This is a genomic window from Pseudomonas sp. R1-43-08 (assembly GCF_003852255.1).
Lineage (GTDB): Bacteria > Pseudomonadota > Gammaproteobacteria > Pseudomonadales > Pseudomonadaceae > Aquipseudomonas.
This window is the reverse complement of record NZ_CP027734.1, coordinates 1,983,799-1,998,938: the sequence shown is the minus strand read 5'-3', so window position 1 is coordinate 1,998,938 and position 15,140 is coordinate 1,983,799. Positions and strand designations below refer to the sequence as shown.

12 protein-coding genes are annotated in these 15,140 nt (G+C 63.0%); 11 read left to right on the top strand and 1 reads right to left on the bottom strand.

The window, feature by feature from the left end; all coding sequences use genetic code 11:
- The first annotated feature begins 350 nt into the window (after window positions 1-350).
- The 3 genes from C4J87_RS09220 to C4J87_RS09210 are packed head-to-tail and all read left to right on the top strand — an operon-like array spanning window position 351 to window position 3,869.
- Window positions 351-1,151 (top strand): glucose 1-dehydrogenase, encoded by an 801-nt coding sequence (locus C4J87_RS09220; protein ID WP_124366522.1) that lies wholly within the window; start codon window positions 351-353, stop codon window positions 1,149-1,151.
- Window positions 1,144-2,970 (top strand): glycoside hydrolase family 15 protein, encoded by a 1,827-nt coding sequence (locus tag C4J87_RS09215; RefSeq protein WP_124366521.1) that lies wholly within the window; start codon window positions 1,144-1,146, stop codon window positions 2,968-2,970. Before C4J87_RS09220 ends, C4J87_RS09215 begins: the two co-directional genes overlap by 8 nt.
- Window positions 2,958-3,869, top strand: a complete 912-nt coding sequence (locus tag C4J87_RS09210) for an alpha/beta fold hydrolase (protein WP_124366520.1) — start codon at window positions 2,958-2,960, stop codon at window positions 3,867-3,869. Before C4J87_RS09215 ends, C4J87_RS09210 begins: the two co-directional genes overlap by 13 nt.
- Here the strand turns inward: C4J87_RS09210 and C4J87_RS09205 are convergent.
- Window positions 3,858-4,823 carry a GlxA family transcriptional regulator gene (locus C4J87_RS09205; RefSeq protein ID WP_124366519.1) on the bottom strand — a complete coding sequence of 322 codons (966 nt, stop codon included), beginning with the start codon at window positions 4,821-4,823 and terminating at the stop codon, window positions 3,858-3,860. The two genes, C4J87_RS09210 and C4J87_RS09205, sit on opposite strands and share 12 nt — an antisense overlap.
- Before the next feature lie 91 nt (window positions 4,824-4,914).
- On the opposite strand from C4J87_RS09205, the gene C4J87_RS09200 reads away from it, so the two are divergent.
- The 8 genes from C4J87_RS09200 (at window position 4,915) to C4J87_RS09165 (ending at window position 15,140) form a co-directional block, all read left to right on the top strand.
- On the top strand, window positions 4,915-5,595 hold the full coding sequence (locus C4J87_RS09200) for a DJ-1/PfpI family protein (protein ID WP_124366518.1): 681 nt from the start codon (window positions 4,915-4,917) through the stop codon (window positions 5,593-5,595).
- A gap of 412 nt (window positions 5,596-6,007) precedes the next feature.
- Window positions 6,008-7,447 carry an undecaprenyl-phosphate glucose phosphotransferase gene (locus C4J87_RS09195; RefSeq protein ID WP_124362087.1) on the top strand — a complete coding sequence of 480 codons (1,440 nt, stop codon included), beginning with the start codon at window positions 6,008-6,010 and terminating at the stop codon, window positions 7,445-7,447.
- Window positions 7,447-8,907: a mannose-1-phosphate guanylyltransferase/mannose-6-phosphate isomerase gene (locus C4J87_RS09190; protein WP_124366517.1), complete on the top strand. Its 1,461-nt coding sequence runs from the start codon at window positions 7,447-7,449 to the stop codon at window positions 8,905-8,907. Before C4J87_RS09195 ends, C4J87_RS09190 begins: the two co-directional genes overlap by 1 nt.
- A 1-nt stretch (window position 8,908) precedes the next feature.
- Window positions 8,909-9,820: a glycosyltransferase family 2 protein gene (locus tag C4J87_RS09185; RefSeq protein WP_124366516.1), complete on the top strand. Its 912-nt coding sequence runs from the start codon at window positions 8,909-8,911 to the stop codon at window positions 9,818-9,820.
- Between the two features lie 29 nt (window positions 9,821-9,849).
- The gene (locus C4J87_RS09180) at window positions 9,850-10,626 is read left to right on the top strand and encodes a polysaccharide biosynthesis/export family protein (protein ID WP_124362084.1); all 777 of its coding nucleotides are present in this window, start codon (window positions 9,850-9,852) and stop codon (window positions 10,624-10,626) included.
- Window positions 10,627-10,640: 14 nt separating this feature from the next.
- Complete coding sequence (locus C4J87_RS09175; protein ID WP_124366515.1) at window positions 10,641-12,632, top strand: exopolysaccharide transport family protein; 1,992 nt, start codon at window positions 10,641-10,643, stop codon at window positions 12,630-12,632.
- Window positions 12,632-13,822 carry a glycosyltransferase gene (locus tag C4J87_RS09170; RefSeq protein ID WP_124366514.1) on the top strand — a complete coding sequence of 397 codons (1,191 nt, stop codon included), beginning with the start codon at window positions 12,632-12,634 and terminating at the stop codon, window positions 13,820-13,822. Before C4J87_RS09175 ends, C4J87_RS09170 begins: the two co-directional genes overlap by 1 nt.
- On the top strand, window positions 13,812-15,140 hold the full coding sequence (locus C4J87_RS09165) for a cellulase family glycosylhydrolase (protein WP_124366513.1): 1,329 nt from the start codon (window positions 13,812-13,814) through the stop codon (window positions 15,138-15,140). Before C4J87_RS09170 ends, C4J87_RS09165 begins: the two co-directional genes overlap by 11 nt.

Below are 15,140 nucleotides of genomic sequence, written 5' to 3'. Positions count from 1 at the left end.
ATCGTGGCGCAGATCTGCACCAGCAGGCCTTTGCTGTGTGGCAGAGCGATGGCAATAGGTTCCTCGACGTGTTGAAAACATCCAACTAGGGGTAGGAAGGAGGTCTTGCGTAACGAAGAACGAACCGGGAAATTTCCCTGCCCACGGCAACGCAAATCGCCTTATGTCCATGACATCCATCCTCGGGCACGTCAACGCTCGGAGGTTCACTTGAGTGATAAAGACGCGTCTACTGTCAGAAATTACAGTTGCATTGGTCCGCGCCCCTTTCAAATGCACAGCGGCGTGCTGAACTTCCATCACCGCGCATCAGTCAGCACAAAAGACTCTCATTAAACAGCGGGTGGGCGATGCAGATTTCCTTGCAGCAACAAGTGGCCCTGGTCACCGGTGCCAGCTCCGGCATCGGCGCCGGTGCGGCCAAGGCGTTGGCCGAAGCCGGTGCGGCCGTCGTACTTAACTACAACTCCCAGGCGGCACCGGCCGAAGCCCTCGCCGCGCAGATCAACGCCAACGGCGGCCGGGCGATTGCCATCGGTGGCGATGTGTCGAAAGAAGCCGACGTCGAACGCCTGTTCGCCCAGACCCTCGATGCCTTCGGCCACATGGATATCCTCGTGGCCAACTCCGGCCTGCAAAAAGATGCCAACCTGGTCGACATGAGCCTCGACGACTGGAACACCGTGATCGGCGTCAACCTCACTGGCCAATTTCTCTGCGCACGCGCCGCCGTGCGTATTTTCAACCGGCAAGGCGTGCGCGCTGGCGTGTCCCGCGCGGCCGGCAAGATCATTCATATGAGCTCGGTGCACCAATTGATTCCCTGGGCCGGGCATGCGAATTACGCCGCGTCCAAGGGCGGTGTGGAGATGCTGATGCGCACCCTCGCCCAGGAAGTCAGCGAGCAGCGCATTCGAATCAACGGAATTGCGCCGGGCGCGATTCGCACGGCAATCAACCGTGCGGCCACCGAAGGCGCGGCGGAAAAAGAGCTGCTCAAGTTGATTCCCTACGGGCGGGTCGGCGATGTGGAGGACGTAGCGAACGCGGTGGTGTGGCTGGCCAGCGACGCGTCCGATTACGTGGTCGGCAGCACGCTGTTCATTGATGGCGGCATGAGCCTTTATCCGGAGTTTCGTGGCAATGGTTGATTTGAAGAACGAGCCACAAAGCCCCATCGATGCGCACGGCATCATTGGCGACATGCGCAGCGCGGCGTTGGTGAATGACCAGGGCAGCATCGATTTTTTCTGCTGGCCGGAATTCGACAGCCCGTCGATTTTCTGCGCGTTGCTCGACACCCCCGACGCCGGCACCTTCCAGCTCACCCCGGACCTGCCCAATGCGCGCCGCGAGCAGATTTACCTGCCCGACACCAATGTGCTGCAGACCCGTTGGCTGAGCGATGCGGCGGTGGTGGAAGTCACCGATTTGCTGGCCGTCAGTGAAGAGGTCGACGACCTGCCGCTCTTGATCCGCCGCGTGCGGGTGGTCAGCGGCACAGCCACATTCCACCTGCGCTGCGCCGTGCGTCATGACTATGCCCGCGCCCACACGCACGCCACAGCCTGCGATGCCGGCGTAGTGTTCAGCGCTGACGGCCAGCCTGGCCTGCGCCTGACCGGCAGCCACGCGCTGACGCTGGACGAGAATGTGGCGGTGGCCCGCTTCAGCCTGGCCCAGGACGAAAGCGCCGAGTTCGTCCTCGGCGGCCAGGACGATCCACGCGTGACGAACGCCTGCACCGACCTCTACCTGCAACGCACCCTGAAGTTCTGGCGTGGTTGGATCAGCCAATCGAACTACCGTGGGCGCTGGCGCGAAATGGTCAACCGTTCGGCCTTGGCGCTGAAGCTGCTGACCTCGCGCAAACAGGGCGCAATCATCGCCGCCGCTACCTTCGGCCTGCCGGAAAGCCCTGGCGGCGAGCGCAACTGGGACTACCGCTACACCTGGATCCGCGACGCCTCCTTTACCGTCTACGCCTTCATGCGCCTGGGGTTCATCGAGGAAGCCAATGCCTATATGCGCTGGCTCAGAGGCCGGGTCAGCGACTGCTGCGGCCAAACCACAAAGATCAACATCCTGTACGGCACTGATGGCCGCCAGGAACTGCCGGAAACCACACTGGACCACTTGCGTGGTCATGGTGGCGCCCAGCCGGTGCGCGTGGGCAATGAAGCGTTCGACCAGATCCAGCTGGATATCTACGGTGAGCTGATGGACGCGGTGTACCTGGTCAATAAATACGGCGAAGCCATTTCCCACGAAGGCTGGAAACACACCGTGGAAGTGGTCGACCAGGTCTGCGAAATCTGGAACCAGAAAGACGTCGGCATCTGGGAAATGCGCGGCGAGCAGCATCATTTCCTGCACTCGCGGCTGATGTGCTGGGTGGCGCTGGACCGCGCGATCCGCCTGGCCTCCAAGCGCTCACTACCGGCGCCGTTCGCGCGTTGGGACCAGACGCGCCAGGCCATCTATGCAGACATCTGGAGCAACTTCTGGAACGAAGAACGTGGGCATTTCGTGCAGCACATCGACAGCACTGCCCTTGACGGCTCGATGCTGTTGATGCCGCTGGTGCGCTTCGTTGCCGCGACTGATCCACGCTGGCTGTCGACACTGGAGGCGATCGAGAAAAGCCTGGTACGCGACGGCATGGTCTACCGTTACCGCAACGACGACAGCCAGATCGATGGGCTGCAAGGCACCGAAGGCGCGTTTACCGCATGTTCGTTCTGGTACGTCGAATGCCTGGCCCGCGCCGGCCAAGTGGAAAAGGCTCACCTGGAGTTCGAACAGTTGCTGCGCTACGCCAACCCGCTGGGGTTGTACGCCGAAGAGTTCGACAGCCAGGCCCGGCACCTGGGCAACACACCCCAGGCCTTGAGCCATTTGGCGCTGATCAGTGCGGCGACGTTTCTGGACCGTAAGCTCAGTGGGGAGAAAACCGTATGGCAACCCTGATACCACCTGCCCCGCTGCTGTACGTGCGCACGTCCATGCTCGATGTGGCTTACGAAACCCACGGCCCTGTCGATGGCGAGCCCGTCATCCTGCTGCATGGCTTTCCCTACGACCCGCGCAGCTACGACGAAATCGCGCCAGTACTGGCGCAGCGTGGCTACCGGGTGCTGGTGCCGTACCTGCGCGGCTATGGGCCTACGCGTTTTATCAACGATCAAGTCATGCGTTCCGGTCAGCAGGCAGCGCTGGCCAAGGACTTGCTGGACTTCATGGATGCGCTGGCCATTCCCTGCGCCACGCTCGCCGGTTATGACTGGGGTGGGCGCGCCGCGTGTATCGTCGCGGCGCTGTGGCCGGAACGGGTGCGTGGGTTGGTGAGCGCAGACGGCTACAACATCCAGGACATCGCCAAGTCTTCCAAGCCACGGGCGCCCGCGACAGAGCATCGGTTGTGGTACCAGTATTACTTTCACACCCAGCGCGGCGTGGACGGCCTGACCGCCAACCGCCGCGAACTGTGCCAGCTGTTGTGGGCGTTATGGTCACCGTCGTGGGTGGGCGGGCCGAGCCTGTATGGGCACACCGCGCCATCGTTCGATAACCCGGATTTCGTCGCGGTGGTGATCCACTCCTACCGCCACCGCTTCGGGTATGCGCCGGGGGATCCCGCGCTGGAATACATCGAGCAGGCATTGGCGCTGCAACCGCCGATTTCGGTGCCGAGCATCTCCCTGTGCGGTGCCGACGACGGCGTGGGGCCGCCCCCGGAAGAGGACGATGATGTCGGGCATTTCAGCGGTTTTTATCGACGCCAGGTATTGCCCGGCGTAGGCCACAATATTCCGCAAGAAGCGCCCCAGGCCACCCTGGCGGCGCTGCTGGAGTTGCTACACCGGTGAAAACCGCTCGCGATAGGCCTGAGGCGTTACCGACAAGGCCCGCAGGAAACTGCGTCGCAAGGTCTCTTCACAGCCAAACCCGCAGTGCACGGCGATGCGTTTGATCGCAATGCTGCTGTCCGCCAATTGCCGGCGTGCGCTTTCGACCCGAATCAGCTCCACGGCCCGCGCCGGGGTCTGGCCGGTTTCGGCACGGTAATGGCGCACAAAGCTGCGCTCGCTCATGCCAGCCTGGGCGGCCAGGGTGGCAATACTCAGGTCCAACGTCAGGTTGTCGGCGATCCAGGCGTGTAACTCGGCAAAGCGGCTGTCGCTTTTTTGCAGGGACAAGGTCACGCTGAATTGAGATTGCCCGCCGGGACGCTTGAGAAACACCACCAACTGCCGTGCCACGTCCAGGGCGACGGCGCGGCCCAGGTCCTCCTCCACCAGGGCCAGGCACAGGTCGATACCGGCAGTCACGCCGGCCGAGGTCCACAGCGTGCCTTGCTGGATAAAGATCGGATTGGCCTCCACCGTCAGCGCCGGAAACTTGCGCGCCAGTTCCTCACAGCGCGTCCAGTGCGTAGCCACGCGGCATCCGTCGAGCAGGCCACTGGCGGCCAGCAGAAAAGCACCGGTGCAGACCGAGGCCATGCGCCGGGTGTGCCGGGATTTCTCGCGTACCCAGTGCACCAGCGCCGGGTCTTCGGCGGCACCGTAGACGCCCCAGCCACCGGCGATCACCAAGGTGTCACATGGCTGATCGACGGCGGGCAGCGGCTCGGCCACCAGCGCCAGGCCTGCCGAGGTCATCACCGGTTTGGCCTGGTCAGCGATCACATTCACTGCATAGGGCGCGGGCAAGCCGCGCTGGCGAGCCAGGTCGTTGGCCGAAGCGAACACCTGCAGAGGCCCGGTGACGTCGAGCACCTGGGCATTATCAAAAGCGAGCACATGAATGAGTCGGGGCATAATTGGCGCGATCTGTGGGTTTAATGGCGTATGCGCCAAAGCCTAGGCCTCTACAGTGAAGCCGTCCACCCCCTTGATTGGAGCTTCACTCATGACCTTGCACATCGGCTTCCTGCTATTCCCCGGCATCCAGCAACTGGACCTTACCGGCCCCTATGACGTGCTCGGTTCGCTGCCGGACGTGAAACTGCACCTGGTCTGGCAAGACCTGGCGCCGATCACCTCCAGCACCGGCCTGGTGTTCACGCCGACCATCACCTATGCCGACTGCCCGAAGCTGGACGTGCTGTGCGTGCCCGGCGGTGCCGGTGTCGGCGCGCTGATGGAAGACCCCGCCACACTGGACTTCCTCCGGGCTCAGGCGCACACCGTGCGCTACATGACCTCAGTGTGCACCGGTGCGCTGGTGCTGGGCGCGGCGGGTTTGCTGCGTGGTCGTAAAGCCACCACGCACTGGGCCTATCACGACTTGCTCGCGCCATTGGGCGCCATCCCGGTACAGGCGCGCGTGGTACGTGACGGCAACCTGTTTACCGGGGGTGGAATTACGGCGGGGATCGACTTTGCGCTGACCCTGGCGGCGGAGCTGTACAGCGAAGCGGCGGCGCAATTGGTGCAGCTGCAAATCGAGTATGCACCGGCCCCGCCGTTCGACGCGGGCCGCCCGGATACGGCGCCCAGGCACGTGCTGGAGGAGGCCAACAAGCGCACGGCCGAATCGCGCAGGGTGCGTGGGGAGATTGTTGCGCGGGCGGCGGCACGCCTGGGTTGAATGGATTGTTCCCACGCGCTGCGTGGGAACGCCTCCGGGGACGCTCCGCGTCCCGCCAATTGCTCTCTTTCTGCCCCCCCGCCAAAAAAACCTTTTCCTGCCAAACAGGAAAATTCTGACATTTGTTCCTACACTCCAAATCACACCCAGATGCCCAAGTGCCAGTACTACGACCGTCATAAAAATGGCACACAAAACTCTAATTAACGTGTCTATAATGCAAGCTTCGCAGAATGGTCAAGTTATTGACTGTGCCGTAAAAAGGAACTCCTTTAGCCACTAGCTCCGCAAAACTTCCTTCATTTGGATGGTTTCACTTGGATGAATGGTTGCGTTTTAACCAGATGTGGCCCGTTGACTGCTCCGTTGAACAGCTGCGGCGCAAACTTGGTGTGCAATGAGGGATGGTTGTATGCGCGAGAAATCATCAGTGGTCAGTTTGTTTCTGACCCGGGCCGGCTTCGTTGAGTTTTTTGTTGTTTTTGTCAAGTTGGTGCATGGCCTGACCGCCATTTTGCCACCGCTGGTCCTGGCGATTTTCCTCGACCCGATGGACGCCGAGATGCGCTCGCATTTCCTCGGGCTGCTGCTGTTTTTTGCGGTGTTGACGGTTATTTTGTTCCAGGCCCTGGGCATCTATTCCGAAGAGCTGTTCAGCAACCGCTTGCGCCTGCGCGCCAATATCGTGGCCTGGTCGTCGGCGTTCTGCATCCTGCTGTTCATGTACCAGATCCTGCAGGTGTTCCCGCAACTGAACCCGCGCAACCTGGTGGTGTGGTACTTCGCCAGCCTCGGGCTGTTCTGCCTGGAGCGCCTGGTGATGCTGCGCCTGTACCGCAACCTGATGCGCAAGGGCAAATTCCTGCAACGCACGGTGATCCTGGGCTTTACCGACACCGCCGTGCATGTCGCCGACCACCTGCAGCGCAACGGCGATATCCGCTCCGGCCTGATCGGTTTTATCGACGACCGCACCGAACGCATTCCCAAGGAACTGAGCAACCTGCCGCTGCTGGGCAACACCCGCGATCTGGAAAAGCTGATCCGCGCCGAGCAGGTCAACCAAGTGATGATCTGCCTGCCGTGGGCCGCCGAGCAGCGTATCCACGGGCTGGTCAATCGCCTGCGGCAGATGTCGGTGAACGTGATGCTGGTGCCGGACATGGCCGCCCTGCGCTACGGCCACAGCCGCATCACCGATGTGGGCGGCATCCTGATGTTCAACACCTCGCAGTTACCGCTGCGTGGCTGGTCGCCCTTTATCAAGCGCTGCGAAGACCTGCTGCTGGCGAGCATCACCCTGGTGGTGCTGTCGCCGGTGATGCTGTTGACGGCGATCGCGATCAAGCTCGATTCCAAGGGCCCGGTGCTGTTTCGCCAGAACCGCTATGGCTATAACGATAATGAAATCCGCGTGTTCAAGTTCCGTTCGATGTTCACCGACCAGAGCGATTTCACCGCCGAACGCCAGACCACCCGCCAGGATCCGCGCATCACCCGAGTCGGGCGCATCATCCGCAAAACCAGCATCGACGAGCTGCCGCAGTTGTTCAACGTCCTGCAGGGCAACATGTCCATGGTCGGCCCCCGGCCCCACGCCACCGCCACCAAGGCGGCGGGCATTCCTTTCGAAGTGGCGGTCAGCGAATACAGCTCACGGCACCGGGTCAAGCCAGGCATCACCGGGTGGGCGCAAATCAACGGCTACCGGGGCGAAACCGACACCCTGTTCAAAATCCAGAAACGCGTCGAGTACGACCTGGAGTACATCTCCAAATGGTCGGTGTGGTTTGACTTGTACATCGTTTTCATGACGGTCCCGGCCGTCCTTTCCACCAAGGAAGTCTATTGATGAATACCCTCAACGGATTAATTCCCTGCATCATTTCCGGTGGTTCGGGCACGCGCTTGTGGCCGGTGTCCCGGCAGAACATGCCCAAGCCGTTCATGCGCATGCGCGACGGCCAGAGCCTGCTGCAGAAAACCTTCCAGCGCGCCGCCCGCCTGCCCGGCGTGGAAAGCGTGCTCACGGTGACCAACCGTGACCTGTTGTTTCGCACCCTGGATGACTACCGTGGGGTCAACAAGGCCCACCTGCCCCTGGACCTGCTGCTCGAGCCCTTCGGGCGCAACACCGCAGCGGCGATCGCCGTGGCAGCGCTGCATGTGCAGGAACATTTCGGTGGCGACGCGCAACTGCTGGTGATGCCCGCCGACCATCTGGTGCTCAACGAGACCGCATTCGCCGACGCCGTGGCCCAGGCCCGCGAGCTGGCCGACGCCGGCTACCTGGTGACCTTCGGCATTCAACCCGACCACCCGGAGACCGGTTTCGGCTATATCGAAAAAGGCGAAGCGCTGAGCCAGGGCAACCTGGTCAAACGCTTTGTCGAAAAACCCGACCTGGCCACCGCCCAAGCCTACCTCGACGGCGGCAAACACCTGTGGAATGCCGGCATGTTCTGCTTCAAGGCCAGCACCCTGGTGGATGAACTGAACACCCACGCGCCCGACGTGCTGATCGCTGCGCGTGCCGCCCTCGAGCACAGCCAGCACCTGCAAAACAAAACCTCGCGCCAGCGCGAACTGGACAGTGACGCCTTCGGCAGCGCGCCGGACATTTCCATTGACGTGGCGCTGATGGAAAAGTCCACGCAAGTGGCCGTGGTGCCGTGCGACATCGGCTGGAGCGATATCGGTTCCTGGGAGGCCCTGCGCCAGCTTACCCCCAGCGATGCCCAGGGCAACCAGGTCAATGGCGAAGCGATTTTGCATGACGTGCACAACTGCTACATCGACTCGCCCAAGCGCGTGCTCGGTGCGGTCGGCGTGCGTGACCTGATCATCGTCGACACCCCCGATGCCCTGCTGATCGCCGACGCCCACCGCAGCCAGGACGTGCGCTACATCGTGGCCGAGCTCAAGCGCCAGAACCACCCGGCCTTCAGCCTGCACCGTACTGTCACCCGGCCGTGGGGCACCTACACCGTGCTGGAGGAAAGCACCCGCTTCAAGATCAAGCGCATTGTGGTCAAGCCCCAGGCGTCGTTGTCGCTGCAAATGCACCATCACCGCAGCGAACACTGGGTGGTGGTCAGCGGCGCGGCGCAGATCACCAATGGGGAGCGCGAATTTCTGATCAACGCCAACGAATCCACCTACATCCCGGCCGGGCACAAACACCGCCTGACCAACCCCGGCATCATCGACCTGGTGATGATCGAGGTGCAGAGCGGCGAGTACCTGGGCGAAGACGACATCGTGCGCTTCGATGACATCTATGGGCGTGCGCCTGCCGAAGTGAAGCCGTGACATGCGCACCTCGCTGATCATCCCGACCCGTAACGCCGCAAGCCACCTGGCGCGGCTGCTGCCCGCGCTGAAAATGCAAACCCTGCAACCGGACGAGATGCTGGTGGTCGACAGTGCGTCCAGCGATGACACCGTGGCGCGCTTTCGCGAATACGGCGCGCGGGTCGAGGTGATCGACGCCCGCGACTTCAACCACGGCGGCACGCGGCGTTGGGCCAGCGAACAGGTAAGCGGCGATGCCCTGATCGTGATGACCCAGGACGCCATTCCCGCCGCCCCCGAGACCTTCGCCAACCTGCTCGCTGAATTGCAGCAAGACCCGCTCAACGGCGTGGCCTATGGTCGCCAGCTGCCGCACCCCGACGCCGGTGTGCTGGGCGCGCAGTCGCGCCACTTCAATTACCCGGCCCACAGCCGCAGCAAGCGCCTGGCCGATGCGCCGCAGCTGGGGATCAAGACCTGTTTCAGCTCCGACTCGTTTTCCGTTTACCGACGCAGCGCCCTGCAAGCCGTAGGTGGTTTCCCCGCCGATGTCATCGGTAGCGAAGACGCCTACGTCGCGGCGCGCATGCTGATCGAAGGCTACACCGTGCGCTACGCCGCCTCTGCGCAGGTGTACCACTCCCACGATTACCGACTCATGGATGAGTTTCACCGCTACTTCGACATTGGCGTGTTCTACGGTCGCGAACCCTGGATACGCCAGGCCTTTGGCGATGCCGGCGGTGAAGGTAAACGCTATGTACTAGCTGAACTCGCGGCATTGCGCGCAGCCGGTGCATGGCACCGCGTACCCGAAGTACTGGTGCGCAGCGCGTTCAAGTTGCTCGGCTATCGGCTGGGCCAGCAGGAACGCCGGCTACCCCTCGCCCTCAAGCGGCGCATCAGCATGTTCCCCGGTTATTGGAGGTGAGCATCATGACCTACAGGAAGTCCTATTTGATGAAACGAACCCTGCTCGTCCTGGCCATGATGGCCCTGGCCGCCTGCAATACCCCCGCGCGCATCGTCGCGCCTGACGGCAAGACCGTCGAGGACGGCAAGCGCGCCCTCGACCAACTGGCCCAACTGCCGCCGGCGGTGGAACGCATCCGCATCGGCGATCAGTTGCGCATCGTGCGCGATGCCGGGGAAATGCCGACCCTGTCGGCGTTCAACGTCAGCACCATCTATGAGCTGACGCTGTACACGGTGCAAACCGACGGCAAGATCAACTACCCGTTCCTGGGCCCGATCCAGGTGGCCCGGCGCACCCCGTCCGAGGTGGCGAACGAGCTGAGCAGCAAGCTTGCACCGGTGTATCGCGAGCCACGGGTGACGGTGAACATCAACCAGGCGCCGGGCAATTCGATCATCGTCGGCGGCGCGGTCAACAACCCGACCACGGTGCCGATCGCCTCGGCCAACACCCTGGAGCAAGCCATTGTCGGCGCCGGCGGGGTCAACCCGGCAGGCAATGCCAGCATGGTTGCGCTGCTGCGCGAAGATACCCAAGGCGTCTATCGCGCCTACTTCCTGGACTTCAGCCAATACCTCAAGACCGGGCCCAACGGGCGCAAACAAGTACCCCTGCAACGCGGTGATGTGGTGTTCGTGCCCAAATCCAATGTGGGCGAGCGCATCCAGGGCGTGGATACCTACCTGAACCAGTTGATCCCATTCACCAAGTCGATCGGGGTTGGCTACAACTACACCCGAACCAGCGGCGGCAGTAACTAAAGGAGCGACATCCCATGATCGAGATCCGTTCTTTTCGCGATCTTCTGCGCCTGTTCTTCATCTTCCGGCATGAGTTCAAGCTGGCGGCCATCGCGGCGCTGGTGATCATTTTGCTGGGGGCCTTCCTGCTGCCCGCCAAGTTCGAATCCACCGCGCGCCTGCTGGTCAAGCCGGGGCGTGATTCGACACTGCCGATCGAAATCAGCAACCGCCAGGCGCTGGTCATGCCCAGCACCCAGCGCGACCCGATTGTCGACGAGGAGCGCCTGCTGACCGGCCGCCCGATCGTACGTGCGGTGGCCGAGCATTACCTGGAAGTCATCGACAAAATGCCGCCGCCGGAAGGTGTCTGGAAGCGCACCAAGTACTACGTCAAAAACGCTATCGGCGCGGTGTTCGACGGCGTGCGCGTAGTGCTGGAAACCGTGGGCGTGATTGAACAGACCACGCCGGTGGAACGCCTCGCCGCGAGCCTGGAGAAGAACTTCGAAGTCAGCCATGCGGCCGGGTCCACGGTGATGGACATCAGCTTCAAGTGGAGCGACCCCGAGATCGCCCAGGCGGTGGTCAAGAGTTGGGTCGAAACCTACATCAACGAACGCACCCAGGCCCTGGGGCGCAAGAGCCTGTATGCCTTCTATGAAGGCCAGGTGTCCAACAGCGCCACCGAGATCAAGAGCTACAAGCAGCAGATCCTGACCCACTTGAACCAGATCGGCGCGGCGAGCATTACCGATCGCCTGGAAGATTTGTCCGAGCGCATCAACGTGCTGCGCGGCGAAACCTTCAACACCACGCGCTTGATTGCCTCGTCGGACAGCGCCCTCGAGAGCACACGCACCCAGCTCAAGACCCAGCCCAAGGAGGTGACCACGGTTCGCCAGATTGCGCTCAACCCGCAGCAGCAGGATTTGCGTCGCTTGCTTAACCAGAAGCTGCTGGAAAAAGCCGACATGATGCGCACCTACACCGATAACGCGCCGCCGGTCAAAGCCCTGGATGCGTCGATTCGGGCAATGCAGGCCCAGGTCGCCGGTGAAAGCAACACCGTACAAAGCTCGGAAAACCGCGCGCCGAATACCCTGGAAATCCACTTGCAGCGCGTGCTGCTCGATGAGTCCAGCAACAACCTGGCATTGCGGACCCAACTGGTGCAGCAGCAAAAGCAACTGGTCAACCTCGAAGCGCAACGCAAGGAAGCCCTGGAGATTGAACCGGAGCTGGCGCGCCTGTCCCGCGAGTTGAGTGCCACCGAGCGTAACTACGCGCTGTACGTGGACAACCTGGAAAAATCGCGCATCGACCGTGAACTGGACAACAGCCAGATCAGCAACATCGCGGTGATCGAGGAAGCGACCCTGAACCCAGGTCGCATCTTCCCCAAAACCCTGCTGATGCTGTTGCTGGCGATCCCGTTTGCCATCGTCGTCGGCCTGCTGGTGATCTACCTGTGCTACCTGCTTGACCAGCGCATTCACGATGGCGGCCTGGTGGAACGCAAGTTCGGCCTGCCGCTGTGGACCACCCTGCCGGAGCTGGACACCAGCACCGCGCAAGGCACCAATGCGTTCAATGCGAGCATCTACCGGCTGTACGGTCTGCTGCAATTGGACCGCGTGGCCGAACGCGGCCTGACCCTCGGCTTGACCTCGGCGCGCCACGGCGAAGGGGTGACCTTCGTGGTCGAGCAACTGCGCCAATTGCTCCAGGAAAATGGCATTACCGTGCGCGTCGGCGGGGCGGCGCCCGCCGCACCGGGCGAAGTGGTGTTGCTGGACGCCTCGGCGCTGCTGGACAACCGCGATGCGTTCGTCAACCTGCGGCGCGCCGACCTGATCGCGCTGGTGGTGGAAGCGCAGAAGAGCACGGTGCCGGTGGTGGAGCACGCGTTGTCGATCCTCAACACGGCGTTCGGCAAAGTCGATGGCATCATCATCAACCGGCGTAAATTCGAAGTGCCGGCCAAGGTGCTGCACACCATCGGCAAATACCGGGGGGCGTTCTGATGCGCATCGCCCTGCTCGCGCCTTTGCCACCGGAAAAGAATGGGATCGCCGACTACGCGCACCATTTCAAGACGGCATTGGAGCAGCTGGGCGTGACGGTGCTGACACCGTTGAGCGGCGTGGAAGGCTCGAGCGCGGCGATCAAGCAGGCCGTCGCCGCGTTCGACTGGCACAGCGTGGACCTGGTCCACGCCGAGCTGGGCGGCGGGCGCCTGGGGGAGTTCCTGGCGTTGCGCGCGTTGCGCAGCGCCTACCCGAACCTGCCGCTGACGGCCACCGTGCATGACCCCGAGCGCATCGTGTGGCGGCGCGAGCACCTGCCCTTCCCGCTCAACCTGCTGCAGCGCCTGCCCAGCCCGTTGCCGCAGGCGGCGGTGGTGCTGGCAGACCCGTTGACCCTGCGCGAAGAACGCCATGTCGCCCGTGACCTGACGCGGCTGGTCACCCTCACCCGTCTGGGCGCCGACTGCCTCAGCCAGCGCATGCAATTGCCCGCCGGCAAAGTGGCGGTAATCAACCACGCCAACCTGGCGATTGCAGCCGTAGCGCTGCCGCCGCTGGACACCCTGCACCTGCTGTATTTCGGTTTTATCTACCGTGGCAAAGGCATTGAAGACCTGTTGCAGGCCCTGGCCGCCGTTTTCAAGCAAGCCCCCGAATTGCGTGACCGTGTGCGCCTGACCCTGGCCGGTGGCACTGCCGCCGAAATGGCGTTTGGCGCGGGCGGTAATTACCTGGAGCAGTTGAACCGCCAGATCGCCGACCTCGGCCTGGCAGGCTCCATCGATTGGCGGCTGAACCTGCCGGCCGACGAGATTGCGCAAACGATCCAAGCCCACCATGTGATGGTGCTGCCCTATCGCGAATCGAAAAAACTCGGCCTGCTCGGCCGTCAGCGCGGCACCAGTGGCGCGCTGTCCTGGGCCGCCGCGTGCGGGCGCGGGGCGATTACCTCGGATGCCCGGGCGTTCGCCGAGGAAGTCGCCAGCGGTAACGGCGCGATCTACCCCGAAGGCGATGTGGCCGCGCTGGGCGAGCAATTGTTGCGCCTGGCCCGTACGCCCACATTGGCCCGGGACTGGGCCGAACGCGCCGGCGCAATCGGCCGCGAACGCTTGTGGCCGCTGACGGCGCAGCGCTTCAAGCAGCTCTTCGAACAGGCAATCACAGGGGCCCCGTATGGCGCGTAAACGGACCTACTTCGCCACCCTTGCGCTGGTCGCGGCCCTGGGCCTGGTCGCGTTTATCTGGGGGCGCCCGGCCGACGCCGAGAACCATGTGCTCAAGGGTAACAAGGTGGTGGTGTGGAAGGATTTCCTCGGGGTGAACGCGCAGTTCCTGTGGTTCAGCCCCGAGCGCTACCAGCTGCAGATCGACCGCCTCAAGGACCTGGGCCTGGAATGGGTGCGCCTGGATTTGCATTGGGACCGGCTGGAGCCAGCCGCCGACCGGTACCAGGTGGCGACCCTGGATGAGTTGGTGGCCAAGCTCAAGGACAACCAGCTCAAGTCGGTGTTTTACCTGGTCGGCTCGGCGCCGTTTATCACCACCGCGCCGGTGGGTGCGCCCTATCAGGACCAGTACCCGCCGCAGGACCCGAATGTATTTGCGATCCGCATGGCCCTGTTGGCCCAACGCTACCCCAGCGTCGATGCCTGGCAGGTGTGGAACGAGCCGAACCTGCTGGGCTTCTGGCGCCCGGCGGCGGACCCGGCCGGTTATGCCAGGCTGCTGCGCACCACCACCGCCGCACTGCGCGCCGTCGCCCCGAACAAACCGGTGGTGGCCGCCGGCATGGCGTTTTTCAGCGAAATGCCCAACGGTCAGACCATGCTCGACGCCCTCGACGCCCTCGGTGTGCCCAAGCTGAACACCGTGATGTCCTACCACCCTTACACGCAACTGCCCGAGGGCAACGACCCGGCCAACCTCGACTTCGTGGCCAAGACCACCGCGCTCAACCAGAAGCTGCGCGCCAGCGGCGTGAAAACCCTGTGGAGCACCGAGTGGGGCTGGTCGAACTACGCCGGCCCCAAAGAAGCCCAGGACATCATCACCCAGCAGGGCCAGGCCGATTATGTGATACGCCGCCTGGCGCTGATGAGCGCGCTGGATTTCGACAAGATCTTTCTGTTTACCCTGAGCGACCTCGACCAGCGCGCCAGCGTGCGCGACCGTGCCTACGGCCTGCTCGATATCGACGCCAAGCCCAAGCCGGTCTACATCGCGTTGAAGAACTTCCTCGACGTCAGTGGCCCGCAGCTGACCCCCGCCGACCCGCCCACCGCCGACCAGTTGCCCGACGGCCTGTTCAGCATCGGCTGGACCCGCGCCGACGGGCGCAAACTGTGGTTTTTCTGGTCGGCCCGTGGCGGTAACGCGCACTTGCCCGGCCTCGCCAGCGCGACGCTGTATGACCCGTTGCGCGGCACACAGACACCGGTGAGCGGCACTAACGGGTTGACTGTCCCGGTCAAGTCGAACCTGCAAATTCTGTTATGGGATTGA

Coding starts and splice junctions, on each gene's coding strand:
- C4J87_RS09200 (WP_124366518.1), top strand. CDS start 4,915: ATGACCTTGCACATCGGCTTCCTGCTATTCCCCGGCATCCAGCAACTG.
- C4J87_RS09210 (WP_124366520.1), top strand. CDS start 2,958: ATGGCAACCCTGATACCACCTGCCCCGCTGCTGTACGTGCGCACGTCC.
- C4J87_RS09195 (WP_124362087.1), top strand. CDS start 6,008: ATGCGCGAGAAATCATCAGTGGTCAGTTTGTTTCTGACCCGGGCCGGC.
- C4J87_RS09190 (WP_124366517.1), top strand. CDS start 7,447: ATGAATACCCTCAACGGATTAATTCCCTGCATCATTTCCGGTGGTTCG.
- C4J87_RS09165 (WP_124366513.1), top strand. CDS start 13,812: ATGGCGCGTAAACGGACCTACTTCGCCACCCTTGCGCTGGTCGCGGCC.
- C4J87_RS09170 (WP_124366514.1), top strand. CDS start 12,632: ATGCGCATCGCCCTGCTCGCGCCTTTGCCACCGGAAAAGAATGGGATC.
- C4J87_RS09175 (WP_124366515.1), top strand. CDS start 10,641: ATGATCGAGATCCGTTCTTTTCGCGATCTTCTGCGCCTGTTCTTCATC.
- C4J87_RS09215 (WP_124366521.1), top strand. CDS start 1,144: ATGGTTGATTTGAAGAACGAGCCACAAAGCCCCATCGATGCGCACGGC.
- C4J87_RS09220 (WP_124366522.1), top strand. CDS start 351: ATGCAGATTTCCTTGCAGCAACAAGTGGCCCTGGTCACCGGTGCCAGC.
- C4J87_RS09205 (WP_124366519.1), bottom strand. CDS start 4,823: ATGCCCCGACTCATTCATGTGCTCGCTTTTGATAATGCCCAGGTGCTC.
- C4J87_RS09185 (WP_124366516.1), top strand. CDS start 8,909: ATGCGCACCTCGCTGATCATCCCGACCCGTAACGCCGCAAGCCACCTG.
- C4J87_RS09180 (WP_124362084.1), top strand. CDS start 9,850: ATGAAACGAACCCTGCTCGTCCTGGCCATGATGGCCCTGGCCGCCTGC.